At 72.0% G+C, this 24,592-nt stretch carries 23 protein-coding genes; 14 read left to right on the top strand and 9 right to left on the bottom strand.

The window, feature by feature from the left end; translation table 11 throughout:
• Positions 1-91: 91 nt before the first annotated feature.
• Positions 92-1,177, bottom strand: a complete 1,086-nt coding sequence (locus ABZ851_RS31390) for a LysR family transcriptional regulator (RefSeq protein WP_361134748.1) — start codon at positions 1,175-1,177, stop codon at positions 92-94.
• Here ABZ851_RS31390 and ABZ851_RS31385 point away from each other — a divergent pair.
• Positions 1,158-2,165, top strand: coding sequence for a DMT family transporter (locus ABZ851_RS31385; protein WP_361134745.1), 1,008 nt, complete (start codon positions 1,158-1,160; stop codon positions 2,163-2,165). The two genes, ABZ851_RS31390 and ABZ851_RS31385, sit on opposite strands and share 20 nt — an antisense overlap.
• Before the next feature lie 42 nt (positions 2,166-2,207).
• Here ABZ851_RS31385 and ABZ851_RS31380 read toward each other — a convergent pair whose 3' ends face one another.
• Positions 2,208-3,443 (bottom strand): MFS transporter, encoded by a 1,236-nt coding sequence (locus ABZ851_RS31380; RefSeq protein ID WP_361134742.1) that lies wholly within the window; start codon positions 3,441-3,443, stop codon positions 2,208-2,210.
• Positions 3,444-3,497: 54 nt separating this feature from the next.
• Between ABZ851_RS31380 and ABZ851_RS31375 the strand changes: the two genes are divergently transcribed.
• From ABZ851_RS31375 to ABZ851_RS31350, 6 genes are all read left to right on the top strand, one after another.
• Positions 3,498-4,244, top strand: a complete 747-nt coding sequence (locus ABZ851_RS31375; RefSeq protein ID WP_361134739.1) for a helix-turn-helix transcriptional regulator — start codon at positions 3,498-3,500, stop codon at positions 4,242-4,244.
• A 188-nt stretch (positions 4,245-4,432) separates the two neighbouring features.
• Entirely contained in the window at positions 4,433-4,921 is a 489-nt protein-coding gene (locus tag ABZ851_RS31370) for a helix-turn-helix transcriptional regulator (RefSeq protein WP_336051647.1), read from the top strand.
• Positions 4,922-5,000: 79 nt separating this feature from the next.
• On the top strand, positions 5,001-5,612 hold the full coding sequence (locus ABZ851_RS31365) for a hypothetical protein (RefSeq protein WP_311621892.1): 612 nt from the start codon (positions 5,001-5,003) through the stop codon (positions 5,610-5,612).
• Positions 5,605-6,825 (top strand): MAB_1171c family putative transporter, encoded by a 1,221-nt coding sequence (locus ABZ851_RS31360; RefSeq protein ID WP_336051646.1) that lies wholly within the window; start codon positions 5,605-5,607, stop codon positions 6,823-6,825. Before ABZ851_RS31365 ends, ABZ851_RS31360 begins: the two co-directional genes overlap by 8 nt.
• 181 nt (positions 6,826-7,006) lie before the next feature.
• Positions 7,007-8,245, top strand: a complete 1,239-nt coding sequence (locus ABZ851_RS31355) for a cytochrome P450 (protein ID WP_361134735.1) — start codon at positions 7,007-7,009, stop codon at positions 8,243-8,245.
• Between the two features lie 209 nt (positions 8,246-8,454).
• Positions 8,455-9,624: a serine hydrolase gene (locus ABZ851_RS31350; RefSeq protein WP_361134732.1), complete on the top strand. Its 1,170-nt coding sequence runs from the start codon at positions 8,455-8,457 to the stop codon at positions 9,622-9,624.
• Positions 9,625-9,673: 49 nt separating this feature from the next.
• On the opposite strand, the gene ABZ851_RS31345 is transcribed toward ABZ851_RS31350, so the two are convergent.
• The 6 genes from ABZ851_RS31345 to ABZ851_RS31320 form a co-directional block, all read right to left on the bottom strand.
• Positions 9,674-10,354 (bottom strand): DUF309 domain-containing protein, encoded by a 681-nt coding sequence (locus tag ABZ851_RS31345; protein ID WP_361134772.1) that lies wholly within the window; start codon positions 10,352-10,354, stop codon positions 9,674-9,676.
• 155 nt (positions 10,355-10,509) lie between these two features.
• Positions 10,510-10,842 (bottom strand): DUF427 domain-containing protein, encoded by a 333-nt coding sequence (locus ABZ851_RS31340; RefSeq protein WP_361134729.1) that lies wholly within the window; start codon positions 10,840-10,842, stop codon positions 10,510-10,512.
• A 155-nt stretch (positions 10,843-10,997) separates the two neighbouring features.
• Positions 10,998-11,480: a thioesterase family protein gene (locus tag ABZ851_RS31335; RefSeq protein WP_361134726.1), complete on the bottom strand. Its 483-nt coding sequence runs from the start codon at positions 11,478-11,480 to the stop codon at positions 10,998-11,000.
• The gene (locus ABZ851_RS31330; RefSeq protein ID WP_361134723.1) at positions 11,477-12,457 is read right to left on the bottom strand and encodes a 3-hydroxyacyl-CoA dehydrogenase NAD-binding domain-containing protein; all 981 of its coding nucleotides are present in this window, start codon (positions 12,455-12,457) and stop codon (positions 11,477-11,479) included. Before ABZ851_RS31330 ends, ABZ851_RS31335 begins: the two co-directional genes overlap by 4 nt.
• A gap of 47 nt (positions 12,458-12,504) precedes the next feature.
• Entirely contained in the window at positions 12,505-13,392 is an 888-nt protein-coding gene (locus ABZ851_RS31325) for a 3-keto-5-aminohexanoate cleavage protein (protein WP_361134720.1), read from the bottom strand.
• Positions 13,393-13,490: 98 nt separating this feature from the next.
• Positions 13,491-14,396, bottom strand: coding sequence for a TetR/AcrR family transcriptional regulator (locus ABZ851_RS31320; RefSeq protein WP_361134717.1), 906 nt, complete (start codon positions 14,394-14,396; stop codon positions 13,491-13,493).
• A 206-nt stretch (positions 14,397-14,602) separates the two neighbouring features.
• Here ABZ851_RS31320 and ABZ851_RS31315 point away from each other — a divergent pair, with 206 nt between their 5' ends.
• The 6 genes from ABZ851_RS31315 (at position 14,603) to ABZ851_RS31290 (ending at position 22,374) form a co-directional block, all read left to right on the top strand.
• Positions 14,603-16,666: a SpoIIE family protein phosphatase gene (locus ABZ851_RS31315; protein ID WP_361134714.1), complete on the top strand. Its 2,064-nt coding sequence runs from the start codon at positions 14,603-14,605 to the stop codon at positions 16,664-16,666.
• A gap of 93 nt (positions 16,667-16,759) precedes the next feature.
• Positions 16,760-18,157: a glutamine synthetase family protein gene (locus ABZ851_RS31310; RefSeq protein WP_361134711.1), complete on the top strand. Its 1,398-nt coding sequence runs from the start codon at positions 16,760-16,762 to the stop codon at positions 18,155-18,157.
• 14 nt (positions 18,158-18,171) lie between these two features.
• Complete coding sequence (locus tag ABZ851_RS31305) at positions 18,172-19,299, top strand: amidohydrolase family protein (protein WP_361134708.1); 1,128 nt, start codon at positions 18,172-18,174, stop codon at positions 19,297-19,299.
• A gap of 218 nt (positions 19,300-19,517) precedes the next feature.
• Positions 19,518-20,789: an MFS transporter gene (locus ABZ851_RS31300; protein ID WP_361134705.1), complete on the top strand. Its 1,272-nt coding sequence runs from the start codon at positions 19,518-19,520 to the stop codon at positions 20,787-20,789.
• Positions 20,790-21,169: 380 nt separating this feature from the next.
• Positions 21,170-21,364 carry a hypothetical protein gene (locus ABZ851_RS31295; protein WP_361134702.1) on the top strand — a complete coding sequence of 65 codons (195 nt, stop codon included), beginning with the start codon at positions 21,170-21,172 and terminating at the stop codon, positions 21,362-21,364.
• Between the two features lie 89 nt (positions 21,365-21,453).
• Positions 21,454-22,374 (top strand): EamA family transporter, encoded by a 921-nt coding sequence (locus ABZ851_RS31290; protein WP_361134699.1) that lies wholly within the window; start codon positions 21,454-21,456, stop codon positions 22,372-22,374.
• Positions 22,375-22,442: 68 nt separating this feature from the next.
• Here ABZ851_RS31290 and ABZ851_RS31285 read toward each other — a convergent pair whose 3' ends face one another.
• On the bottom strand, positions 22,443-23,072 hold the full coding sequence (locus ABZ851_RS31285; RefSeq protein ID WP_361134696.1) for a response regulator transcription factor: 630 nt from the start codon (positions 23,070-23,072) through the stop codon (positions 22,443-22,445).
• 559 nt (positions 23,073-23,631) lie between these two features.
• Between ABZ851_RS31285 and ABZ851_RS31280 the strand changes: the two genes are divergently transcribed.
• Positions 23,632-24,579 carry an SDR family NAD(P)-dependent oxidoreductase gene (locus ABZ851_RS31280; RefSeq protein ID WP_361134694.1) on the top strand — a complete coding sequence of 316 codons (948 nt, stop codon included), beginning with the start codon at positions 23,632-23,634 and terminating at the stop codon, positions 24,577-24,579.
• Positions 24,580-24,592 lie beyond the last annotated feature (13 nt).

Here is a 24,592-nt window from a genome sequence, read left to right as displayed (position 1 = left end):
TCGCAATCCCCACCGAGCCAGAAGGCCCTCACCTCGTTCAAGCACCACGAAGGCGCATGTCGCCTGTCACCAACGTGCCGGGACAGCACACCTAGCCCTCCGGCCGGGGGGCGTCAGCGAGGGCCGTGCGCAGGGTCCGAGGAACAGGCGCTGGGAAGCTTGGCTCGGTCCGTTGGGCGACGCGGCTCATTTCTGCCAGAAAGGCCCGCACGCGCGGTGTTTCGGCGTCGGTGCCAGTGACCACCAGCACACTGCGGGACACGGTCGGCCGGCAGGGAACGAAGCGCACGCTGCTGGGAGCGGAGGCACGGACCATGCCCGGTACCAAGGTCACCGCGAGTCCAGCTGCGACCAGGTGGAGTTGCGTGGCGTAGTCGGACACGCAGAAGCGCACCTCAGCTTCCACCTCGTGTGCGCGCAGCAGTTGCCGCAGTGCTTCGTGCGCGTCGCTCCCTGCCGGGCAGCTTGTCCAGAGCTCGCCGTGGAGTTCATCGAGCGTCACGAACTCCCGGCCGGCAAGCGGGTGTCCCTCCGGAACGGCCAACTGGGCCTCTTCGTGCATCACGAAGGCGGTGCGTACTCCGGGCGGCATGGACGCCGGGCGGTGTTCCCAGCTCTCCGTGACGACGGCGTCGAGCTGGTGTGCTCGGAGCATCGGGATCATGCCGACGGCTTCGCCGTCGCACAGCGAGGGTTCGAGGCGCGGGTGGCGTTCGATAAGGCGGCGCAGCACGTCAGGGACGAGTGTGCGCAGAACGCTGGCGACACCGCCGATGCGCAGCGGTCCGGCGACGAGACCGTGCAGGTTGGCAAGGTCTCGTTCGGCGTCCGCGAGCGTGGACACCATGGTGTGTGCCGAGCCGGCGAGGATATGACCGGCGCTGGTCAGTCGGATGCCGCGGCCGTCCCGCTCGATGAGTTGGCATTGGGTCTCCTTCTCCAGTTTCCGCAAATGCTGGGACACTGCGGGCCCTGTGATGTGCAGAGCGGCGGCTGCTTCACCCACGGAGCCGAACCGTGCGACGGCCGCAAAGACGCGTAACCTCTCCCAAGTGATCACGTAAGCCAGGCTAATGCTTTTTCCTAATGAATCTTGAATAGTGTTATCCGGCTCACGCTGGGATCGTGGATGTGTGGATGCGACCTCAACTCTCCCCGTGACGACTGCCGATGGCATTGAGCGGGCTCCCCGGTGCAGTTCAACAGCCCCAGCGGGGTTGGTCATCTGTGGAGCTGCATGTTTGTCCGCTTCGGCGATGTTCGTCAAGCTTGCCGACGTCACCGCCGGCACCGCGGCATTCCTGCGCTGCGCCCTTGCTCTGGGCATTCTGGTGCCGCTGTTTTTTCAGGAGTTACGGCGCAATGGGCGGCTGGCGCGGCGACTTCAAGGGTATGCGGTGCTCGCGGGAATTTTCCTCGGCATTGACTACGTCATGTGGACGATGAGCATCCTGGATGTGGGGGCCGCGGTCGCCACGGTGCTCATCAACGTACAAGTCATTGCATTCCCGCTGCTGGCGCGACTCATCGGCGGAACAGCGATGTCTCGTCGTTTCCTGTGCACCATCCCCGTGATGTTGGGTGGCATCACTCTCGCCAGCGGTGCTCTGCAGCGCGGTGCGGCGGAAGGCAGCGCGGTGCGCGGCACGCTGCTGGGCGTGGGTGCCGGTGTTGCCTATGCCGCCTATCTGTATCTCAACCGGGTGTCAGGTGAGCGCAGCCCCGTGCACGTGGTGACGCCGGTCTGTATTTCCACCGCGGCCGCTGCGGTGACCGCGGGGGTGGCCGGTCTGTTCACCACTGGCATCACCCTGTCGATGTCGCCGGCCTCGTGGGGCTGGGTCACCGCGCTCGCTCTGCTGGGGCAGGTGGCGGCCTGGCTGTTGATCAGTATCGGTACACCCCGGCTCGCGCCGAACACTTCCGCCGGCTTGTTGCTGCTGCAGCCGGTCATGGCCATGGGGTTCGGCCTGCTCATCCTCAGGGAGACGCCGTCTCCCTGTCAGCTTGCCGGCTGCCTGGTGGTGATCGCCGCAGTGTGGTTCTCGCTCCGCACGCCGCGCGCGACCGCGACCCGGCTCAGTTGTGCGGGCTCCTGTAGCTTTCCCCGGGCGTTGCGGCGGAAGGTGACCTTCCGGGTCAGGCACACCAAGCGGCGGTCGTAGCCGTACGTTCGGCCGGTGCGACAGCGGACAGGGAAAGCCGGCTCACGAACGGGAGACGGAAGTGGTGCTCTCCTGGGTGCCGGTGCCGGGGGAGGTCGCCGGTGCGTTTTCCGGCATCTCGGGTTCGTGCAGCGTGCGCAGCAGCAGCCATCCCAGGGCGGGGAAGGCGATGAGCGGGGTCAGGGCGGTCTGCAGGGAGGTGGCATCCGCGGCGGCGCCGATGAGCGGGCCGGCGAGGCCGCCGACGCTGACGGTCAGGCCCAGGGTGACGCCGCCGGCGGTGCCGACGTGCCGCGGGAGGTAGTCCTGGCCGAGGGTGACGTGCAGGGAGAAGGGTACGTACAGGCCGGCCGAGGTCAGGGCGGTGAACAGGTACAGGAGCGGGCCGGGGACCAGAACGACGCCCGCGACGGCGGGGACGGTCAGGGCGTAGGACCAGCGGACCACCGCGGTACGGCCGTAGCGGGTGGCGAGCCGGCCTCCGGCGACGGTGCCGATGGCGCCGCCGAGGTAGAGCACGAACAGGGCTGCGGTGCCCGCGAATTCCCCTCCTCCGGTGCGCTGGCGTGCGTACAGGGAGAGGAAGGCGCTCAGGCCGACGAAGACGATCGAGCGGCACACGACGGCGCCGGACATCATGAGGAAGGCCGGCCAGTCATCCTTGCCCGCCGGACGGACTCCGGCACCGGAGGCGGCCCTGCCCGGGGCGGGGAGGCCGACGGTCCGCAGCGCGGCCACGCACAGGGCGGTGCCGGCCAGGGCCGGGACAACCAGGAGCGGGGAGGCGTGCAGGCCGCCGGTGGCGATCACGGCGGAGACCATCAGCGGCGCGGTCGCGAAGCCGATGTTGCCGCCGAGGGAGAACAGGCCCATCGCGGTGTGGCTGCCGCGGCTCGCGATCCGGGCGATACGGGCGGACTCGGGGTGGTAGGCCGCCACCCCGACACCGGAGACGGCGAGGACGGCCCAAGTCAGCGCGTAGGACCCGCCGATGCCGCTGAGGGCGACGCCGACGCCCGCGGTCAGGGCGCTCACGGGCAGCAGCCAGGGCATCGCCCGTCGGTCGGTCAGTGCGCCGAACAACGGCTGCGCCACCGAGGAGAGCAGGGAGGCGGCCAGGACGATGCCGGAGGCCGCGGCGTAGGTGTAGGCCCGTTCGGAGAGGAAGAACGGTACGAGCGCGGCCACCGCGCCCTGGTAGATGTCGACGCAGGCGTGGCTCAGGGACAGCAGCCTGAGGGAGGTGGTGGAGCGCCCTGGGGGCTGGTTGGTGGACACCCACCGATCGTCACCGCCGCCCCGGCTGTCCCGCTTCCGATAAAGTGCCAACGTATGTCGAATATCCGCCATACCCCTGCCGCGCCGGCCCACACGCTGGCGCTGGCGGCCGGTGAACGCATCGACGCCCACCGCCATGACAACCACCAGATCGTCTACGCGGGCTCCGGCGTCCTCGCCGTCACCACCGACGCCGGCACCTGGTTCGCCCCCGGCACCCGCGCCATCTGGGTCCCCGCCGGTACCGTCCACGCCCACCGTGCCTACGGCCACCTCGACCTGCACACCCTCGGCCTGCCCGTCGGCGACAACCCCCTGCGCCTGGACGCGCCCACCGTCCTGGCCGTCAGCCCCCTCCTGCGCGAGCTGATCCTCGCCTACACCCGCGACCCCGCCGGGAGCGGCCCGGAGCGCCGCCGCCTGCGCGCCGTTCTCCTCGATCAGCTCCGCGCCTCGCCACAGCAGCCCGTACATCTGCCGTCCCCCGCCGATCCGCGGCTGGCCGCCGTCTGCGCCCTTCTGCACGACGACCCCGCCGATTCCCGCACCCTCGCCGAGCTCGGCGCCCACACGCACACCGGGGAGCGCACCCTCAGCCGCCTCTTCCGCTCCGAACTCGGCATGACCTTCCCCCAGTGGCGCACCCAACTGCGGCTGTACCACGCCCTGAAGATGCTCGCCGACGGCACATCCGTCACCGCCGTCGCCCGCCGCTGCGGCTGGTCCTCCACCAGCGCCTTCATCGATGTCTTCCGCCGTGCCTACGGATACACCCCGGGCACTCACCACCGCCGGGAGTAGCCGCGCGGCGGCCCGGCCGGCCCCGGTCGGCGGCGAACCTCAAATCCAGCTCAACTCCTGGTTAAGCCGGAGCGGTCCCTACTGTCCGTAAGTGGACTGGTGCGCCCCGTGCCCCCCGTGCCAGGATGAGAACGCCGGTGACGGTGCCTTAACTGTTCGTTGGGGCCGATCGATGGGGGACGGTGGGCATGAGCGTGGGGGACGACGGCCGGTCCGACGAGGCGGGCAGCACGCTCGCGGAGCGGCTGAGCCATCTCTTCGCGAATATGCACCCGCCGGGGGCCCCGTATACCAACGCCTTCGTGGCCGAGGAGATCAGCGCCGGGGACGAGGAGTACGGCGGCGTCAAGGTCACCGAGCAGTATCTGTCGATGCTGCGCAACGGCCGGCGGACGAACCCGAGCCCGGAGCTGCTGCGCGCGCTGTCCAAGTTCTTTGCCGTACCGGTCGGTTATCTGCTGGGGGACCTCTCGCAGCCGCAGGCCGCGCGGGTGGAGGAAGAGGTCCGCTTCCTCGCCGCCATGCGCGACCAGCGGGTGCGCGCCATCGCGCTGCGCTCCGTGGGGCTGCCGCCGGAGGTGCAGGACAGCCTGACGACGATCATCTCCCAGTTCCGGCAGCAGATGAACCTGCCGGCCGATCCGCCGGAGCAGGGCGGTGACCGGCACGGTGAGTGAGCCGACACGGACCGCTGAGCGCGGCCGGATTTTCGCTTCCTGGCAGCGGGCCGGACACGAGGACGGGACGAGCATGCGAGTGGGGCAGATACGCAGGCGGTGCAAGCGGCTCATCAAGGAGCTGGCGCTGCCCGCCACGACCGACCTACGGGGGATGTGCGAGATCGTCGCCGCACGGGTGGCGCGCCCCGTCCACCTGGTGCCGATGAGTCTGGGCGGGGTGGTCTCGGGGATGACGGCCGTCACCGATGACGGCTACTGGGTCTTCTACGAGCTGAAGACCTCCCCCTGGCACCAGGCCCACATCGTGCTGCACGAACTGAGTCATCTGCTTCTGGGGCACGGTCAGGACCCCGCGGTCACCGAGGACGCGCTGAAGCTGTGGACGCCCTCGGTCGATGTGGCCACCGCCATGCGGCGCATGGGGCTGACCATGGGCTTCGCGCGGCACCACGGCTACGACAACCTCGCCGAGCGGGAGACCGAAGTGCTCGGCACGCTGCTGATGGAACGGGTGGCGCCGTCCGCGGGCGAGCGCGAACTGCCCCTGGAGGGGCAGGCGGCCGAGCTGGCGGCGGCGCTCGGGCCCGCGTTGCAGCACCTCAGACGGCGGGAGGAAGCGCCGTCCGGCGGCACCGGCCGCGACGGTGTCGGTGCGGGGGCGACGGGGGACGGGGGTCCGCGTGTTTGACGTCATCTATCTGTCGTTCGGCGTGGCGGCGTGGGCGATCGTCGGGTACAAGTCCCGGGCCTGGTTCCGCGACCGCAGCAATGCCGACCTGGGGCTGGCCTGCCTGATGACCGGGGGTGTGGCCACGGTCTTCCTCTTCTCCGCGCCCAGCCTCTACCGGGCCTTCGACCGGCTGGCCGGCGTGGCCAACCTCGCCATGGTCTTCCTCTACTCCTCCGTCGTGGTGTTCGCCGCGGGCGCGCTGGTACTGATGCTGCGCTGGACGGCGGGCGAGGGCGCGGCCGCGCGGGCCCGTGCGCGGACCAGAGCGCGCGCCGCCGTCGGGGCCGTGGCCGCGCTGTGGGCAGTGGCGGTCACCGGGTTCGCGGTCGGCAGGCCGGACGCGGTCGAGCACCCCCGCGACTTCAGCACCGCCTACACCGACTCGCCCGGCGTCATGCTGTTCCTGGTGCTGTATCTGGCCATCTTCGGCATGAGCTCGGCGGCCCTGGGGACGCTGTGCCCGCGGCTCGCCGCCCGGCTCGGCACGACGTATCTGGCCCGCGGTCTGCGGTTGCTGGCCGCGGGCTGCTGGCTCGGCCTGGGCTACTGCGGCTGCAAGGTCATCGGCTTCGTCCTGTCCTGGACGGGCCACCCGGCGCTCTGGCTCTCCAACGGGGTGGCCCCGCTCAGCGCCTCGGTCGCGGCGCTCATGGTCCTCGCCGGATTCGCACTGCCGGCGGCCGGCCCCCGGGTCGCCGCCTGGCGCCGGCTGCGCCGGCTCTCCCCGCTCTGGCGGACCGTCACCGCCCGCTCCCCGGAGGTCACGATGGAGGCCTCGGCGTGGGCCGTACGCTGGCCGTTCGCGGATCTGGAGTGGCGGGCCAACCGCCAGATGGCCGAGATCCGGGACGTACAGCGCGGTATCCGCCGCCATGTGGAGTCCGACGCCCTCGACATCGCCCGGGAACGCGCCCGCGCCGTTGCCCTGGACGACCGGCAGCTGGCGGCCGTCGCCGAGGCCGCCGCACTCCGCCGTGGTCTGGAGAACCGCGCGGTGGGGCATGTGCCCGTCCACGGGGCCGACAGCGTGGTGGTCTCCAGCGGCACGGACCCGGCCGAACTCACCGCGGAGTACGAGCACTTGGCGCTGGTCGCGGACGTCTACCACTCGCCGTTGATCGAGACCGTGCTCACCGAGCTGCGCCAGCGGAGCGCGCTGGCGCGCAGCTGAGTAAGCACTCACAGACGGGGTGGCCCGGTACGGGGGTCCGGGCCGCCCGAACCACCCGGGCGGCACCGGTCCGGCGGATCGGTGCCGCCGCCCTCAGGAGGCCTTCGGAGGTGGGGAGTTGGGAGGGTGGACGCGTGGCCTGCAGGAGGGCCCAGGGCGGTAAGGGCCTAAGGTCGGGATCATGCCGAACACCGCCGATACCGGACCCGACGCCCCCATTGACGTGACGCCGCTCCTCGACGGCGACCCGTACGCTGCCTACGCCGCGCTGCGTGAGGCCGGCCCGGTGCACCGGATCACCGGCGCCGACGGGCACCCCGCCTGGCTCGTCACCCGCTACGACGACGTCCGCCGAGCCCTCGCGGACCCGCGGCTCTCCCTGGACAAGAAGCATGCCGCGCCCGGCGGTTACCGCGGCTTTTCTCTGCCGCCCGCGCTGGATGCCAATCTGCTGAACATGGATCCACCGGACCACACGCGGATCCGCCGCTTGGTGGCCAGGGCCTTCACTCCGGGCCGGGTCGAGGCGCTGAGGGCGCCCGTACGGCAGGTCGCCGACGAGTTGCTGGACGCGATGGCGGAACGCGGCCGAGCGGATCTGATGACCGATTACGCGGGTCCGCTGCCGATCACTGTGATCTACGATCTGCTCGGCATCCCGCACCGCGACCGCCGCGACTTCCTGGCCTGGTCGAACGCGCTCTTCACGCCGGATCCGAGCCGGCCGGAGCTGATGAAGGAGGCGATCGGGGCGATGCTGGAGTTCTTCACCGGCCTGATCGCGGCCAAGCGTAGGGAACCGAGCGACGATCTGTTCTCGGACCTGATCGCGGTACGCGACGACCGGACCGGTGGTGAGGGGGACGGTGCGGGTGGCGAGCGGCTGACCGAGGACGAACTGACCTCGCTCGCCTTCCTCATCCTCTTCGCCGGATACGAGAACACCGTCCACCTCATCGGCAATGCCGTGCTCACCCTGCTCGACCACCCCGGCCAGCTCCGCCACTTGCAGCGCAATCCGGCCGAAATCCCTGCCGCCGTGGAGGAGTTCCTTCGCCACGACGGGCCAGGCCCCCTGTCGATCCGCCGCTTCCCCAAGGAGGACCTGGAGATCGGTGGCGTACGGATCGCGGCCGGGGAAAGCGTGCTGCTGTCGATAGCGTCCGCGAACCGCGACCCGGCGCGCTTTGCGGATCCGGACACTTTCGACCGCGGCCGGGACCTCTCGGGGCACCTCGCGCTGGGACACGGCATCCACTACTGCCTCGGCGCCCCACTGGCCCGTATGGAGGCGGCCATCGCGCTGGAAGCGCTCCTCGGCCGCTTTCCGGGGCTGCGTCTGGACGTCCCGCGTGGAGATTTGCGGCATCGTCGGTCCCTGCGGTCGCGTGGCCTGATTTCGCTCCCCGTCGCCTTCTGAACGGCGAACGAACAAGTTTTTGAGGCATAACCGTTCGCTCATGAGGTAGAAAGGTTCCTGAGACCCGCCCGGTGTGCATCCCCCGTCGCACCGGGCGGGTCCTTCTTTGCAGCCGTTGCAGTTGCGACACGCCGGGTGCCGGGCACGCCGCGTGGTCCGTCTGGCTCAACTGTGCTGCGGCCAGCGGCCCCGCTTCTTAGCGTGACCGCATGGCAATTGACGCGCGTGTGTCCAAGAAGGCAGCGGCGATGACCCTGATCGCCGCCGCCGCTGTGTCGCTCACGTCCATACCGGCCGCTGCACACGACTCGACGTCCCGTCAGCCCGCCGCGGCAGATGCCGGGGTGCGGCGCGTCGCCGCCCCCGGCACCCCGAGGCTGCCCGGCGGTCTGTCCGCCCTGGCCTGGATGGTGGCCGACGCGGACACCGGCAGCGTGCTGGCCGCGAAGAACGCGCACCGCAAGCTCCCCCCGGCCAGCACCCTCAAGACGCTCTTCGCGGTCACCGTCCTGCCGAAGTTCTCGGCCGGTGCCGTACGCCGGGTCAGCTCGGCGGACCTGACGGGCATCGGGACCGGCAGCAGCGTCGTCGGCGTCAAGGAGGGCCGCCGCTACTCCGTCGCCGACCTGTGGCGCGGCGTCTTCCTGCGCTCGGGCAACGATGCGGTGCACGTGCTGGCCGCGATGAACGGCGGCTGGCGGACCACCGCCCAGGAGATGCAGGAGACCGCCGGCAAACTCGGAGCGCGCGACACCACCGTCAAATCCCCGGACGGCTATGACGCGCCCGGCCAGGTGTCCTCGGCGTACGACCTGACCGTCTTCGCCCGCGCCGGACTCGCCAATGACGACTTCGCCCGCTACTGCGCCACCACCCGCGCCGCCTTCCCCGGCGCCGGCGGCACCACCACGATCGAGAACACCAACCGGATGCTGGTGGGCTCGCACGGACTGTCCCGCTACCCCGGCATCATCGGCGTCAAGAACGGCTACACCAGCAAGGCCGGCAACACCCTGATCGCCGCCGCCCGGCGGAACGGCCGCACCCTGCTGGTCACCGTGCTGAATCCGCAGTCGCACGAGACCAACGCCGTCTACAAGGAAGCCGGTTCGCTGCTGGACTGGGGCTTCGACACCGCCGGAAAGACCCAGCCGGTGGGCACCCTGCACGCCGTCCGCACCGCCTACGACGGCGGCGCCCCGCTCCACCCGGTGGCCGCCGAGGTCACCAAGGCCGCAGCACACGGCGGCCCGCCCAGGAACTCCACCCTCGTCCTGGGCGCGGGCGGCGCCGGTGTCGCGGCCCTCGGGCTGGGCGCGCTGCTCGGCCGGTGGCGCCAGGCCCGCGGGCGTCGCAGGCAGGGGGGAGGGGCGGCGTAGGCCCAGGGGGCGTCAGCCGCGGCTCCGCTCGTCCCGGCGGAGCCCGGCGTCAGCCGCCCGCGCCGGGGCGGTCGCCGGTCCCGCTGCCGGTGGGGTGGTCCCCGGCGTCGTGTCCGGTGGCGCGCAGCCGGGGCGCCGTTCGTGCCGCCGGTACGGCCGCCCCGGTGCCGCTCAGACGTCCGGTCAGCTCCCCGGCCCACGCCATCAGTCCCGCGATATCGATCCCGTACGGGGCGGCGTCCGCATACGGCGCGATGGCCGCCGCACCCCGGTCGAGCAGCGCCGTGCCGCCCACGGCATTGCCCCGCGCCGCATGGGTGAGGCCCACCGCGAGCTGGGCGAGCCCCCGCCACAGCTCCCGCTCCGCCTCCGGAGCCGCCTTCCAGGCGTCCTCCAGCACCTCATGGGCGTGGAACGGCATCCCGTCGTCGAGCAGCCGCTGTGCCTCGGCCAGCGACTGCGCGGGCGTACGCGACACCCCCTCCGGCTGCCGTGCCACACCCGGGGAGCCGTACGGCAGCGGGCGGCCGAGGCCGTCGCGCGGGCGGGCGTTGCGGGCCCGGCCCTCCTCGTCGCGATCCCGCCGGGGGGCCCGCCGGCCGGTGGACGAGCCCGCCCCGCTCGGCGCCGCCCCCGCCGTCGCCGCGTCCGGCCCGGCCCCGCAGTGTTCGCAGACCGCGCTGCGGGGCCGCTCCCGGATCCGGCCGCAGGCGTCGCACACCTGGTCCAGCCAGCAGGCCGGGTCGCCGCCCTCGTACGGCGGCGGGGCGCCGGGCTCGCGGGAGGTGCCGGGGTCGTCGTGGGGTCGCTCCGCGTCGTTCACCCTTCGATTGTGCGCCGTGCGGGGGGCCCGCGGCGCGGGAGGGGCCCGCTGCCGTACCCGGCTCAGTCCGTGTCGACCTCGTAGAAGCAGAAGTGATCCTTGATCTGCGCCACCGCGGCATGCGGTTCCGGGTAGGCCCATGCGAGGTCCGCAGGGCCGTCGGGAAGCGACCAGTAGGAGGCGGTGCCCTTGAAGGGGCAGACGGTGTGCGTCTCGGACGGGGTCAGCAGATCGGTGCGGACGTCCTCGGGCGGGAGGTAGTAGCGCACGGGGTAGCCGGTCTCCTGGAGGAGGAGCGGGCGGCGGCTGTCGGCCAGCAGCCGGCCGCCGACCGTGACGCGGACGTGGTCGGTGCCCTGCCTGACCTCGATGTGATGGCCCTTGGTGGCGGTCATGGTGGCTTCCCCTCGGTGAGTGGTGAAGATCCTCGTTCCTTCCAGGATGGCACCGGAACGCCGCGGCGGGCCCGGCCGGCGGAGGCACCCGGTGGCGGCACCTGGAGGGAAGCACGGCCGGGACCCCGGCGGCGCCCCGGCCGTGCCCGCGGTCGCTACGGGTGCGGCCGCACCGCGCGGATCCCGGTGCCCGCCCACGGGGGCGGCGGCGCCAGGAGCCCCGCGAAGTACTCCCGGCTCGCCTCGGGCAGCGGCGCCGCGCCCCCGGCGGCCTGGTCGACGTGCAGGGCGAACAGTTCCTCGGTGGCCACCGCGGGGCCGGACGGCGCACCGGTGAACATCTCGTGGAGGAGGCGCAGTTTCCTGTCGTCCACGCCCAATACGGTGGTGCGGACGGTGAGTTCGCTGCCGCGGGCGACCTCGTGGAGATAGCGGACGTGCGCCTCGACCGTGTACAGGGAGCAGCCGGTGCGGCCCCGGTAGGCCGCGTCGAGACCGGCCGCGTCCATCAGGGCGTCGGTGGCGAAGCCGAAGACCAGGACGTAGTAGGCCTCGCTGAGGTGGCCGTTGTAGTCGATCCAGTCGTCCCGGACGGTCTGGTGGAAGAGGGGGAGGCCGCCCGCCGCGCCGCCGGTCACCGGCGGGTGCTCCCCAGCCGGCCCGTGGCGCGCAGGACGTCGATGACGCCCTGGTCGCGTTCGGCGACCAGGTCCGCGTACGTACGGCCGCCCGCCGCCTCCGCGCACCCGTCGACCATGGCGTCGCGCAGCTCGCGGTCCAGCTCGGGAGCCGCCAGCCGGGTCCACGGCGACTTCAGGGACGGGCCGAAGTGGTCGAGCATATGAGCCATCCCGCCCTCGCCGCCGGCCAGCGCGAAGGTCAGACAGGGGCCCATGAACGCCCAGCGCAGCCCCGGGCCCTCGGTGATCGAGGCGTCGATGTCCTCGACCGAGGCCTCGCCGTTCGCGACCATGTGCAGCGCCTCGCGCCAGAGGGCTTCCTGGAGGCGGTTGGCGATGAAGCCGGGCAGCTCGCGGTCCATGGTGATCACGGACTTGCCCGCCAAGTCGTAGAAGCGCGATGCCCAGGCGACGGCCGCCCGGTCGGTCCGCTCGCCGCCGACGACCTCGACCAGCGGGATGAGGTACGGCGGGTTGAAGGGGTGGCCGACGACCAGGCGGCCGGCGTCCTCGGCCGCCGTCTGCATCTCGGTCATCGGGTAGCCGGAGGTGGAGGAAGCGATGACCACGCCGGGGCGGGTCGCGGCGGCGAGCTCGGCGAGCAGGGAGCGCTTCAACTCCAGGTTCTCGGGGGCGCTCTCCTGGACGAAGTCGGCGTCGGCGACCGCCTCGGCCAGGGTGGGGGCGAGCGTCAGCCGGTCCGGCGAGGCCCCGTCGGCCAGGCCTATTTGTTCCAGCGCGGGCCAGGCGGCGGCGACCAGGCGGCGGAGCTTTTCCCCGGCGTCGTCGGCCGGGTCCCAGGCGGTGACGTCGTAGCCGCGGGCGAGGAAGTGGGCGGCCCAGCCGCCGCCGATCACTCCGGCGCCGATACAGGCGATACGGCGTACGTCCTCGGGGGCGCAGGGGGCAGTGGGTGCAGAGGTGGGCTCGGGCATGAGGCAGCGGCTCCTGGGAAGTGGAGGGACGGGCGGGTGGCGAGGACTCAGCCGCGCGGCTTCAGACCCAGGAGGGCACGTGCCCGGTCGGGGCCGGCGACCGAGGCCCCCAGCAACTCCGTGATCCGGACGGCGCGTTCAACGAGCTGGCCGTTGGTGGCCTTGACGCCCTTGCTGAGGTAGAGGTTGTCCTCCAGGCCGACCCGCACATGGCCGCCGAGGAGGATCGACTGGGCGACCCACGGCAGCTGCATGCGGCCGAGCGCGAAGCTCGCCCACTGAGCGCCCTCGGGCAGCAGGTGCACCATCGACTGCAGGACGCCCGGGTCGGCCGGCGCGCCCCACGGGATGCCCATGCACAGCTGGAAGACCGTCGGGTCGTCCAGCAGCCCCTCGGCCAGCAACTGCTTGGCGAACCACAGCTGACCGGTGTCGAAGATCTCCAACTCGGGCCGCACCCCGAGCTCCTGGATGCGCCGGGCGCCCGTCCGCAGCATGTCGGGGGTGGAGACGTAGAGGTTGGAGCCGTCCCCGAAGTTGAGGGAGCCGCAGTCCAGGGTGCAGATGTCGGGCAGCAGTTCCTCGACGTGCGGCAGCCGTTCCAGGCCGCTCACCAGGTCCGTACCGGGCAGTTGCCTAAGCGGCCGGTCGGGGTCGATCACCAGGTCGCCGCCCATCCCCGCGGTGAGGTTGATGACGACGTCGGTGCCGGTCTCCTTGATCCGCTCGACCACCTCGGCGTACAGCCGCGGGTCGCGCGACGGGGCGCCGCTCTCGGGGTCGCGTACGTGGATGTGCACCACAGCGGCGCCCGCGGAGGCCGCCTCGACGGCCGACGCGGCGATCTGCTCGGGCGTCACGGGGACGTGTGGGGAGCGGTGGACGGTATCGCCGGCGCCGGTGAGCGCGCAGGTGATGATGACCTCGTTGTTCACGGGGTTCCCTTCGGTGGGTGTGATGCCTCGTGTCGTGCCTCGGGGCCCGGTCCGGTGAGCGGCGGGGGAGTGGCGGGTGCGGCGGGGGAGCGGCGCCCTCAGCCGGCGGGGGCGGCGGGGGCGGCGGGGGCGGCGGGGGCGGCGGGGGCGGCGGTGAGTTCGCTGTCGACGAAGGCGAGCAGCGCGGCGTGCATCGTGTCGGGGCCGGTGCTGTCCGGCGCGGTGGCCAGCACCTGGGTGGCCAGGCCGTCTATCAGGGCGGTCAGCCGCAGCGCGGCGAACTCCGGATCGACGGCGCGGAAGACGCCCTGGCCGATGCCGCGGCGCACGACATCGGCGACGGTGGTGCGCCACTGCCGGTAGTAGTGCTCGTGTAGCCGCCCCACGGCCGTGGAGCGGGCGGCCTGGGCCCACAGATCCAGCCAGACCAGCCACTGGCGGCGCTGCTGCTCGGTGCGTGGTGTCTGCAGCGCGATCAGATGCAGTAGCTCGCCGCGGGCGTCGGGGGCCGCGGCCAGGCCCGCGGCGCGGCGTTCGGTGTCCTCGTCCATGCACCAGCGCACGGCCGCTTCCAGGAGCTCGTCGCGGCCGGGGAAGTGGTAGTGCACCGCGGCCGGGCTGGTACCGCAGGCGGCCGCGATATCGGCGACCCGGACGTCGTGGAAGCCGTGCTCGGCGATCAGCCGGACGGTTTCCCGCACGATCTGCAACGGCCGGCCGCCTTCGGGGACGGCCGCCGGCGCGCGGTCCGGCGGTGCCGAGGGCTGCTCGGGGGCGCCGAGCAGCCAGCCCGTGCCGACCTCGCCGATGTCGGCGATACGGACGATCTCGGCCAGGGTGAAACGCCGGGTGCCCCCCAGTGACCTGGAAAGTTTCGACGGGTCCAGCACGATCCGGCGGGCGAATTCGCGGTGGCTGCAGCCGAGCCGGCCGATCACCTCACGGACGCGGTCCGTGACCTCTCCGGCGTCGTCGGTGACCCGGGTTCCGGGGGTGTCCTCCATGATCGGGGACCGTAACAGCGTGTTGAGAACATCGCAATGTTCCGGCGAAGGTGGAGACCCGTGGATGCCGCTGCTGGTGGGTTTCGGGGGAGGGTGTTGCGGGATGGCTGATGCGTGAGTCAGTACGAGGGCCGGTGCTGCCGGAGTGAGGCCGGGTGAAAAGGCCGGAACCTCCGCAATCCGGGTGAATGTGGCAAAGTGACGACATGGCTGACCGGGGAGCGAAGCGGCCCACCGTGTCGGTGCCGGACGACTGGCCCGCCCACCCGGACCTGACCCTGGCCCTCAACGGCATGGGCGGCTTCGACTGGGACCTCGACAGCGGGCTGATGCACATGGACGCGCCCGCCCTCGAGGTGTTCGACATGCTGCCGGAGGAGTACGACGACCGTCCGGCCACGCTCAGCTGCCGCGTCCCGGCCCACGAGGCGGCCCGCCTGGACGCCTCGGTCGCCCGGGCGCTCAAGGACGGCAGCGACTCCTACGGCGCCTACTTCCGGGTCCGGCTGCGCGACGGCGAGCTGCGCTGGACCCACAGCCAGGGCAGCATCCGCCGGGACGGCACCGGCAGGCCCCGCCGCATCATCGGCGTGGTCCGCGACGCCAGCCACGAGTACACCCACGCGGCGGAGCGGCTCGCCGTCGACGAGGAGCGCCGCCGGCACACCAGCGTCGTCGAGCGCACCACCGCCGCCCTGGCACACGCCAGAACGGTCCGCGAAGTGATCGCCGTGCTCGCCGACGAGCAGGGGCTGAGCCGGCTGGGTGCCGAGAACGTGATCCTCGGGCTGGTGGAGGCGGGGCGCATCCGGCTGGTCTCCGAGGGCAAGGCGGGCAGCTTTGTACCCGATCTCGAATACACCCGGGTGGGCGACGAATTCCCGATGAGCGAAGTGGTCCGCACCCTCACTCCGCGCTATGTGGGCAGCCGCGCGGAATTCCGGCGCGACTACCCGCGGCTGTGGCCGGCCATCGAACCGCTCAACGTCCACTCGGCGGCCTACCTGCCGCTGATCGCACAGGGCCGCCCGATCGGTGTGATCGGCCTCTTCTTCGAGCGGGAGAGCGACTTCCGCGACCAGGAGCGCAACGTCCTGGTGGCGCTCGGCAGCAGCATCGCGCAGAGCCTGGCCCGCGCCATGCTCTACGACCAGGAGCACGATCTCGCCGCCGGCCTCCAGCAGGCCATGCTGCCGCGCCGGATCCCCGGAGTCGCGGGTGCGCAGATCGCCGTCCGCTACCGCTCCGCCCGGATGGGCCGGGACATCGGCGGCGACTGGTACGACGTGATTCCGCTGCCCGACGGCCGGGTCGCCGCCGTCATCGGCGACGTCCAGGGCCACGACACCCAGGCCGCCGCGCTCATGGGCCAGCTGCGGATCGTGCTGCGCGCCTACGCCTCCGAAGGGCACGCCCCGGCCACCGTCATGGCCCGCGCCTCCGCCTTCCTCAACGAGCTCGACACCGACCGCTTCGCGACCTGCACCTACGTCGACGCCGATCTGAGCACCGGCGCGGCCCGGATCGTCCGGGCCGGCCATATCGACCCGCTGCTGCGCCACGCCGAAGGGATCTGCCGCAGGCTGCCGGTGGCCGGCGGGCTGCCGCTCGGCATCGCCTCCGAATTCCGGCGGCTCGACTACCCGGTCACCACCGTCCTGCTCGCCCCCGGCGACACCCTGCTGCTGTGTACCGACGGCATCGTCGAACAGCCCGGCACCGACCTCGACGACGGGATGCGCCACCTGGCCCGCGAGGTCCGCCGGGGCCCCCAGGACGTCCAGCAACTCGCCGACCGGCTGTGCGAGTCGGCGGACGAGCGGACCGGCGAGGACGATATGGCGCTGCTCCTGCTGCGCCGCCTCGGTGCCCCCGAACACGACATCGTCGGACGGTTCCGCCAGCACATCGCGCCCGCCGACCCCGAAGGCCTGTCCGCCGCCCGGCACATGATCCGGGCCGCGGTACGGGCCTGGGGCGCGGCGGAACGCGCCGAGGAGATCGAGCTGGTCGCCGACGAGCTGATCACCAACGCCCTGCTGCACACCGACGGCGAGGCGGTGGTCAACATCCGTATGCCGCACAGCGTCGGGCGGCTGCTGCGGCTGGAGGTCGAGGACCACTCCAGCAGTCTGCCGCGGCGCCGCGAGCCGGGGGAGGCCGGTGTCTCCGGCCGCGGGCTGCTGCTCGTGGACCGCCTGGCCGATGTCTGGGGTGTGGAACCGCGCGGCAGCGGAAAGTGCGTATGGTGCGAGTTCAACTGCTCCTGACCGGGAAGGCGTCGCACCGCACCGGGAAGGGCACGAAGGGCACACAGCGTGAACGGGCGCCGAGGCATCGGCACGGTCAGTGAGGACGGCTCTATGGGATCGCGGGCTGCACAACAGCGCCAGGAAGCCCGCCAGTTGGCGGCACGTCTCTCCGCGGAAGGCGTCCGGAACGTGGCGCTGACCTGGGTGGACAACGCGGGTATCGTCCGCGTCAAGACCGTGCCGGCCGAACGGCTCGCGGCCGCGGCGGAGCGCGGAGTCGGGATGTCGCCCGTCTTCGACGTGTTCACCTCCGACGACGCCATCACCGCCTCCGACCACCTCGGCGGACCCGACGGCGACCTGCGGCTCTTCCCCGACCTGGACCGGGTCACCACGCTCGCCGCACAGCCCGGCTGGGCCTGGGCGCCGGCCGACCGCTACGACCAGCTCGGCCGGTCGCACCCCGCGTGCCAGCGGCAGTTCGCCCGGCGGATGACGGAGCGGGCGGCGACCGCCGGCCTGGAGCTGCGGATGGGCTTCGAAACCGAGTGGGTGGTCGCCCGCGCCCCCGCCGGCCACCAGGCCGCCACCGGCGCGGACGAACCGCTCGACTACCCCTGCACGGGCCCCGCGTACGGCATGACCCGGGTCGTCGAACTCTCCGACTACCTCCGCGATGTCACCGAGGCGCTGAGCGTCCAGGGCATCGACGTCCTCCAGCTCCACCCGGAGTACGCCCCCGGCCAGTTCGAGGTCACCACCGCCCCCGGCGATCCGGTCCGCGCCGCCGACGATGTGGTGCTGGTTCGCGAGACCATCCGCGCCGTCTCCGTCCGGCACGGACTGCGCGCCTCCTTCGCCCCGTCGGTCGTCGCCGGAGCGGTCGGCAACGGCTGCCACCTCCACCTCGGCCTCTACCGCGACGGCACCAGCCTGCACCGCAGCCCCGACGCCCCGTGGGGCCTGGCGCCGGACGCGGCGGCCTTCCTCGGCGGTGTCCTCGGCGCGCTGCCCGCCCTGCTCGCCATCGGCTGCCCCTCACCCGCCAGCTATCTGCGGCTGCAGCCCTCCCAATGGGCCGGCGTCTACCAGTGCTGGGGCGTGGAGAACCGGGAGGCGGCGCTGCGCCTGATCACCGGCGCCCCCGACGACCCGGACGGCGGCCACGCCGAGATCAAGACATTCGACGCCGCCGCCAACCCGTACCTCGCGGTCGGCGCGGTCATCGCCGCCGGACTGCACGGCATCGAGTCCGCCGACCGGCTGCCGGAACCGCAGACCGGCGACCCGGGCGTGCTCGGCGTCCGCGAGCGCGCCCGGCGGGGCATCGTCCGGCTGCCCGCCACCGTCACCGAGGCGGCCGACCGGCTGGAGAAGTCCGCCCCGCTGCGCGACGCGATGGGCGAGGTGCTGCACGGCGCGGTGCTCGCCGTCCGGCGTGCGGAGGAGGCCCACTTCGCCGGGAGCGAGGACGACGAGATCGCCGCCGCCACCCGCTGGCGCTGGTGAGGCCCGCGGACCCCGTGGGAAGCGCCCCGGGCCCCGGCGACGGCCTGCCGCCGCTGGTGGACCACCACTGCCACGGAGTGCTCCGGCACGCCCCGGGCCCCGAGGCGTTCGCCGCTTATCTCACCGAGTCGGACCGGCCGCCCGCCGCGGGCACCACCTTCTTCGACACCCAGGCCGGCTTCGCGGTACGCCGCTGGTGCCCGCCGCTGCTCGACCTGCCGGAGCACTGCCCGCCCGACCGCTACCTGGCCCGCCGCGCCGAACTGGGCCCGGACGAGACCCGCCGCCGGCTGCTGCGGGCCACCGGCATCGGCACCTACCTCCTCGACACCGGGCTGCCCGGCGACCTGACGGGCCCGGCCGAGACCGCCGGGGACGGTGGCGGCGCCGGCTTCGAGGTCGTACGGCTGGAGACGCTGGCCGAGCGGACCGCGGCCGGCGCCCGCGACGCCGAGGAGTTCACCGACACCCTCGCCCGCGCGGTCCGGGACGCCGCGCGCACCGCCGTCGCCTTCAAAACCGTCGCCGCCTACCGCCACGGTCTCGCCCTGGACCCCGCACCGCCCGCCCCGGGCGCGGTGCACACCGCCGCCCGCTCCTGGCTGGCCGCGGGCGCGCCCCGGCTCACCGACCCGGTCCTGCTGCGCCATCTCGTCCACCTGGCCGTCGCCACCGGCCGCCCCCTCCAGCTCCACACCGGCTTCGGCGACCCCGACCTCCGGCTCGACCACGCCGACCCGGCACTGCTGACCGACCTGGCGCGGGCCACCGCCGACACCGGCACGGACCTCGTGCTGCTGCACTGCTACCCGTACCACCGCCAAGCCGCCTACCTGGCAGCCGTGTTCCCGCACGTCTACGCCGACATCGGGCTGACGCTCACCCACACCGGCCCGCGCGCCGCGGCCGTGCTCGCCGAATTCCTGGAGCTCACGCCCTTCGGCAAACTGCTCTTCTCCACGGACGCCTACGGCCTGCCGGAGCTGTACGTCGTCGGCGGCGCACTGTTCCGGACCGCGCTGGCCACCGTCCTCGGAGACTGGACGGCTTCCGGAGCGTGGTCCGAGGAGGACGCCCGCCGGGTCGGCGCGATGATCGCCGCGGACAACGCCCGGAGGGTGTACGGGCTTCCGGAGGGCTGACAGGGCAGGCAGGGCAGGCAGGGGGGCGGACGAGCCTATGACGGCCGTACGCACCGAGCACGCCAGACCACCGAGCACGCCGACCACTGACCACGCCGACCACCGAGCACGCCGACCACCGAGCGCCGCGAACACCGGGCGGGTAAGGGGCGATCCGCCCGAGCGCCGCTTCCGCCCTGCCCTCCACCACGCCCCCACCACGTGCTTTACTGCGCCGCGTGGCCCCTACAACGACCCCAGAGAAAAGCGAAATACCCCTGCGCTCCCGGATATTCGCCGACCTGACCCCGCTGCGCGTCTCCCCGGACTACCGCCGCCTGTGGTGCGGCAACACCATCTCCTGGATGGGCCAGCAGATGACCGCCCTAGCGGTCTCCCTGCAGGTCTACACCCTCACCCACTCCACCTTCGCGGTCGGCCTGGTGGGCCTGTGCTCGCTGGTCCCCCTGGTCGTCTTCGGGCTGTACGGCGGCGCCATCGCCGATACCGTCGACCGCCGCAAACTGGGCCTCTACAGCGCCGCGGGCGCCACCGCACTCTCCCTCACACTGGCCGGCGCCGCCATGGCCGGATACCACCGGGTCTGGCTGCTCTACACCGTCGTCGCCTTCCAGGCCGTCTGCTTCGCGATGAACTCACCGGCCCGCTCGTCGATGATCCCGCGGCTGCTGCCCACCGAACAGCTGCCGGCCGCCAACGCCCTCAACTCCCTGACCAGCAACCTCGGCCTGATGGGCGGGCCGATGCTGGGCGGGGTCATCGTCGGTCTGTGGGGTTACCAGGCCGCCTATCTGATCGATGTGGCGGCCTTCAGCGGCTCGCTGTACGCGATGTGGCGGCTGCCGTCCATGCGGCCCGAGGGGGAGGGGCCACGGCGCCGGGCCTCCGTACTGGACGGCCTGCGCTTTCTCGCCACCCGGCCGAATCTGCGGATGACGTTCTTCTCGGACCTGGCCGCTATGGTGCTCGCCAAGCCGCGCGCCCTGTTTCCCGCGGTCGCGGTGCTCTGGTTCGCCGGGGACGCCAAGACCGTCGGCCTCCTGGTGGCCGCGCCCGCGGTGGGCGCCGTACTGGGCGGGCTGTTCTCCGGCTGGCTCGGCGGGATCCGCCGGCACGGCCTGGCCATCCTGATCGCGGTGGCCGCCTGGGGCGCTGCCATCGCCTCCTTCGGCCTCTCCCGGCAGCTGTGGCTCGGCCTGTTCTTCCTGGCCGTGGCCGGTTGTGCGGACACCATCTCGATGGTGTTCCGCAGCACCATGCTGCAGGCCGCGACGCCGGACGCGATGCGCGGCCGGCTCCAGGGCGTCTTCATCGTCGTGGTCGCCGGCGGACCGCGGCTGGGCGACTTCCTCGCCGGATCCATGGCCGATCTGACCTCCCCGGCCACCGCGGTGATCGGCGGCGGCCTGGCCTGTGTCCTGGTGGTGACCGGCCTGGGCCTCGGCCGCCGCGCCTTCGCCCGCTACGACGCACGGGACCCGCAGCCTTAGGGGCTCCCCGAGGGGCCCCGAGGGGGTTTCTCCCCGGGTGTCTCCATGGCATTGTCCCGACGAAACCCGGTCGCCGTCCCGGCCGCTGAGAACTGCGGCTACACCTTTTGATGCATCATCACTGCACCGTCAGGCATGCTCCGGAACACCTCGGCCGGGCAATGCGCCACATTCCTGAGCGGCCTACCTTTGAGGCGTTACTGATCGGCTTCGAGGAGACAGGTGACCTGCACGTGCCTCAAACGACCGACTCCGCGGCCCAGAAGGCCCCCGCCGCATACCCGGAATTCCCCCTGCCCCGGTCCTGCCCGATGCGAGTTCCCGAACAATGCGCGCAGCTACGGGCCGAGGCAGCGACGTGACGATACGGGAACGCGACGGTGTCATCTGGACTCAACGCCTCGGCCAACTGGGACACTGAGTCCTACGAGAATCCCGAAGTGCTCGACATCCACCGTGATGTGGGCCGTCAGCCGGCATTCGGCTACGGCCCGTATCAGTGCATCGGCCAGAACCTCGTCCGGATGAACCTGGAGAGCGTCTCCGCGGCAGCCCTCGGCACCATCCCGGACTGACCGGGGCCGCTCGCCCCGGGCGGGCAGCCGAAGACCTACGACCGGCACCGACACGGCACGGCACGGCACTAGAACATCCGAGGAGCACCATGACGGGGACTCACGAGACCCCTGCCGCACAGACGGTGCAGCAGCCCGACCGGGCGGCGCCCCGGCCCGGCGCCGGACAGCGTGCCGGACGCTTTCTGGCGGCGGTGCCGCCGCCGGCGCTCATCCTGTGCGGAATGCTCTTCCGGCAACTGGGAGCCGCACTGGCCAAACCGTTGTTCCAGGTCGCCGGGGCGTTCGGGGTGACGATGCTGCGGCTGGTCTTCTCCGCCCTGGTCCTGTCGCTCGCGTGGCGCACGTCCCTGCGGGTCGGACGGCGCGCCCTGCCCGCCGTGTTCGCCTGCGGCACGGTGCTCGCCGGCATGAACTTCGCCTTCTACCAAGCGCTGGACCGTATCCCCATGGGCGTCACCGTCGCCATCGAACTGCTGGGGCCGCTGACCCTTGCCGTCGTGGGCTCCCGTCGCTGGTCCGATGCCGCGTGGGCGCTCCTGGCCGCGGTCGGGGTGGTGCTGCTCACCGAGGTGGACGGCGGCCTTTCCTGGACCGGTGTCGCCTTCGCGTTGATCGCCGCAGGATGCTGGGTGGGGTACATCCTGCTGGGCGCGAAGCTCAGCGGCCGTACCAACGACGGGGCGGGCCTGGCCCTGGCCATGGTGTGGGGCGCACTGCTCGCTCTCCCTGTGGGCTTCGCCGACGCCGGAAGCCGTCTTCTGCAGCCGCAGGTGCTGGCCATCGGCTTCTGTCTCGCCCTGCTGTCCTCCGTGGTTCCCTACTCCCTGGAGTTCAGGGCCCTGCGGCAGATACCTCCGCGGGTCTTCGGCGTGCTGATGAGCCTTGAGCCCGCCATCGCCGCCCTGGTCGGTCTCGTGGTCCTCTCCCAACGGCTGGGCCCCAGCCAATGGGTGGCGTTGGGCTGCGTGGTGGCCGCGTCCCTGGGCGTGGTGACGAGGAATCGATGACCTCGCCGTACGGCTCCGTGCCGCCCGCGTACGGCCGGCGGCCAGCCGCGGCGGCGGCGGAAGAGGGCTCAGTGAATTCCCGTGATCAGCCGCAGTTTGACGCCGGTGTGCACGGCCTCCATACGCGATCCGACATCGAGCTTCACATAGATGTTGGAGAGATGTCGTTTGACTGTTCCCTCCGTGACGCACAGGGACGAAGCGACCTGCGCATTGCGGAATCCACTGGAGACGAGTTGCAGAATCTCTTTCTCCCGGGCCGTGAGGGGGCTCTTGGCGGGAAACCTCAATTGCTCGGCCACTCCTCTGGAGAAGGAGATGAACATGCGGTCCCCGTTGCTCACGATGGCCCGTACCGTCTCGAACAACTCCGCGCGCGTCGAATCCTTGGAGAGGCACGCATGGGGCCTCACGGACATCGCCCGCTCCATCAACCGCGCATCGTCATGCGGGGTCAGCATCACCAGGCGCGGGGCCATGGGCTCCTGGTGGGCCGTCCGTACGGCGCCGACCTCCGGAAGCTCGGCATCGATGAGCACCACTTCGGGGCGCTCCCTGCGGATGAGCGACAGGGTCTTGGGCCCGTCGCCGGCCTGGCCCACCACCTGGATTCCCGGCTCCGCCGTACAAAGCGCAGACAATCCTTCACGGAATAGTTCGCGGCCGTCGGCAACGGCTAACCTGAACTGCGCAAGCACGGCTCTCGACTCCCCCGTAACGGCGACTCCGTGTACATGCATACCCCTTGATCATTGGCCAATCTACGGCGGTCGGGGGCAGGCGTCAACGCTGGGCAGGACCGGGACGCAGTGGCTGAAAATCAATTTCCGCTCGTTCGGGGAGCCCGATTTCAAAGCCAGAGCAATCGTGGGTAACCGCAGAATGGAGACCGTTTCGGTGACGGGGTGAGCTCCCGCCGTACGGAACGCGGAAGTGGCTGAGTCGGGCCCGTTCGGACATCGTCGCCTGCCTGATTCCGCCCGGGTCCGTGACGGACCTCACGCCCCGTACGGGCAGCGCTTCGGCGGAGCGTCGGAGGCCGATTCCCGCGTGCGCGGAACGCGGGCGCGTCCGTCCGCGCGGCGCGCCGATCGTCCTGCGCCCCGACGGTCCGGCACCGTGTCGGCGGGATATCGGCCGGCCGGCGGGATTGCCGGTGATCCGTGGGCGATGTGTCGGTGGCCGCTGGAAGCGTGCATGCCGAGCGGCCCGGCAAGCAGCCGCAGCCGTCCTCACCAGCAAGGGAGTCCCGTCGCTATGTCCTCCGCATCCCCCACCCCCTCCTGGAGCGTCCAACGGCTGCCGCGTGCCGATGGCCGCGTCTTCCTGGTCACCGGAGGCAACGCCGGCATCGGGTACTTCGTCGCGGAGCAGTTGTCGGCAACCGGAGCGACCGTCGTCCTCGGCAGCCGGAATCCGGCCAAGGCCGAGGTCGCCACGGCTTCGATACGTGCGCGGGTTGCGGGCGCGCGGGTGCGGGCCGTACGGCTGGACCTCGCCGGCCTCTCGTCGCTGCGCACAGTCGTGGAAGCACTGGGAGTGGAACGCCTCGACGCGGTGGTCCACAACGCCGGCGTCGCGCTTGACGACCCGCCGCGCAAGGAGACCGGGGACGGTCACGAGCTGATGTTCGGCACGAACCACCTCGGGCACTTCGCGCTGACCCGGTGGCTGATGCCGCTGCTGTCGGCCGCGCCGGCCGCCCGCGTCGTGACCATGGGCAGCTTCGCGGCGAAGTCCGAACGGCTCGACCTGGACGACCTGCAGTCCCGGCACGACTACCGGCCCAAGCGCACCTACGGACGCTCCAAGCTGGCTCAGATGTACTTCGGCGTCGAACTCGACCGCCGCCTGCGCGCTGCCGGCAGCACGGTGGCGAGCGTGGTCGTCCATCCCGGCGGCGCGCTGGACTCCCTCACCCCCTCACGGCCACCGGTCCATGTGCGAACCACCGGCGCACGGCTGAGCGCGGCACCTGCGGCTCTCCTCGTCCAGGGCAAGCACGCCGGCGCGTGGCCCGCGGTCCGGGCGGTGCTCGACCCGGCCGTCCGCGGGGGCCAGCTGTGGGGACCGCGCGTCTTCGGCCTGCGCGGCGAGCCCCGACCGGAACCGGTGTGGAACCACCTCGCCGACCCCTCCCCGGCGACGCGGTTGTGGGACGCGAGCTGTGATCTGACCGGGGTCGACCCCGATGGGATGCGCTGAGCCACCGGACGGA

The sequence above is a fragment of the Streptomyces sp. NPDC047049 genome (assembly GCF_040643995.1).
GTDB lineage: Bacteria > Actinomycetota > Actinomycetes > Streptomycetales > Streptomycetaceae > Streptomyces > Streptomyces mooreae.
The sequence above is the reverse complement of the archived record's forward strand: the minus strand, read 5'-3'. Positions and strand labels throughout refer to the sequence as shown.

Excerpts from the sequence above, each read along its gene's own strand:
- ABZ851_RS31390 (WP_361134748.1), bottom strand. The coding sequence starts at position 1,177 with ATGCCATCGGCAGTCGTCACGGGGAGAGTTGAGGTCGCATCCACACAT.
- ABZ851_RS31375 (WP_361134739.1), top strand. The coding sequence starts at position 3,498 with ATGTCGAATATCCGCCATACCCCTGCCGCGCCGGCCCACACGCTGGCG.
- ABZ851_RS31370 (WP_336051647.1), top strand. The coding sequence starts at position 4,433 with ATGAGCGTGGGGGACGACGGCCGGTCCGACGAGGCGGGCAGCACGCTC.
- ABZ851_RS31355 (WP_361134735.1), top strand. The coding sequence starts at position 7,007 with ATGCCGAACACCGCCGATACCGGACCCGACGCCCCCATTGACGTGACG.
- ABZ851_RS31350 (WP_361134732.1), top strand. The coding sequence starts at position 8,455 with ATGGCAATTGACGCGCGTGTGTCCAAGAAGGCAGCGGCGATGACCCTG.
- ABZ851_RS31340 (WP_361134729.1), bottom strand. The coding sequence starts at position 10,842 with ATGACCGCCACCAAGGGCCATCACATCGAGGTCAGGCAGGGCACCGAC.
- ABZ851_RS31330 (WP_361134723.1), bottom strand. The coding sequence starts at position 12,457 with ATGCCCGAGCCCACCTCTGCACCCACTGCCCCCTGCGCCCCCGAGGAC.
- ABZ851_RS31320 (WP_361134717.1), bottom strand. The coding sequence starts at position 14,396 with ATGGAGGACACCCCCGGAACCCGGGTCACCGACGACGCCGGAGAGGTC.
- ABZ851_RS31315 (WP_361134714.1), top strand. The coding sequence starts at position 14,603 with ATGGCTGACCGGGGAGCGAAGCGGCCCACCGTGTCGGTGCCGGACGAC.
- ABZ851_RS31310 (WP_361134711.1), top strand. The coding sequence starts at position 16,760 with ATGGGATCGCGGGCTGCACAACAGCGCCAGGAAGCCCGCCAGTTGGCG.
- ABZ851_RS31290 (WP_361134699.1), top strand. The coding sequence starts at position 21,454 with ATGACGGGGACTCACGAGACCCCTGCCGCACAGACGGTGCAGCAGCCC.
- ABZ851_RS31280 (WP_361134694.1), top strand. The coding sequence starts at position 23,632 with ATGTCCTCCGCATCCCCCACCCCCTCCTGGAGCGTCCAACGGCTGCCG.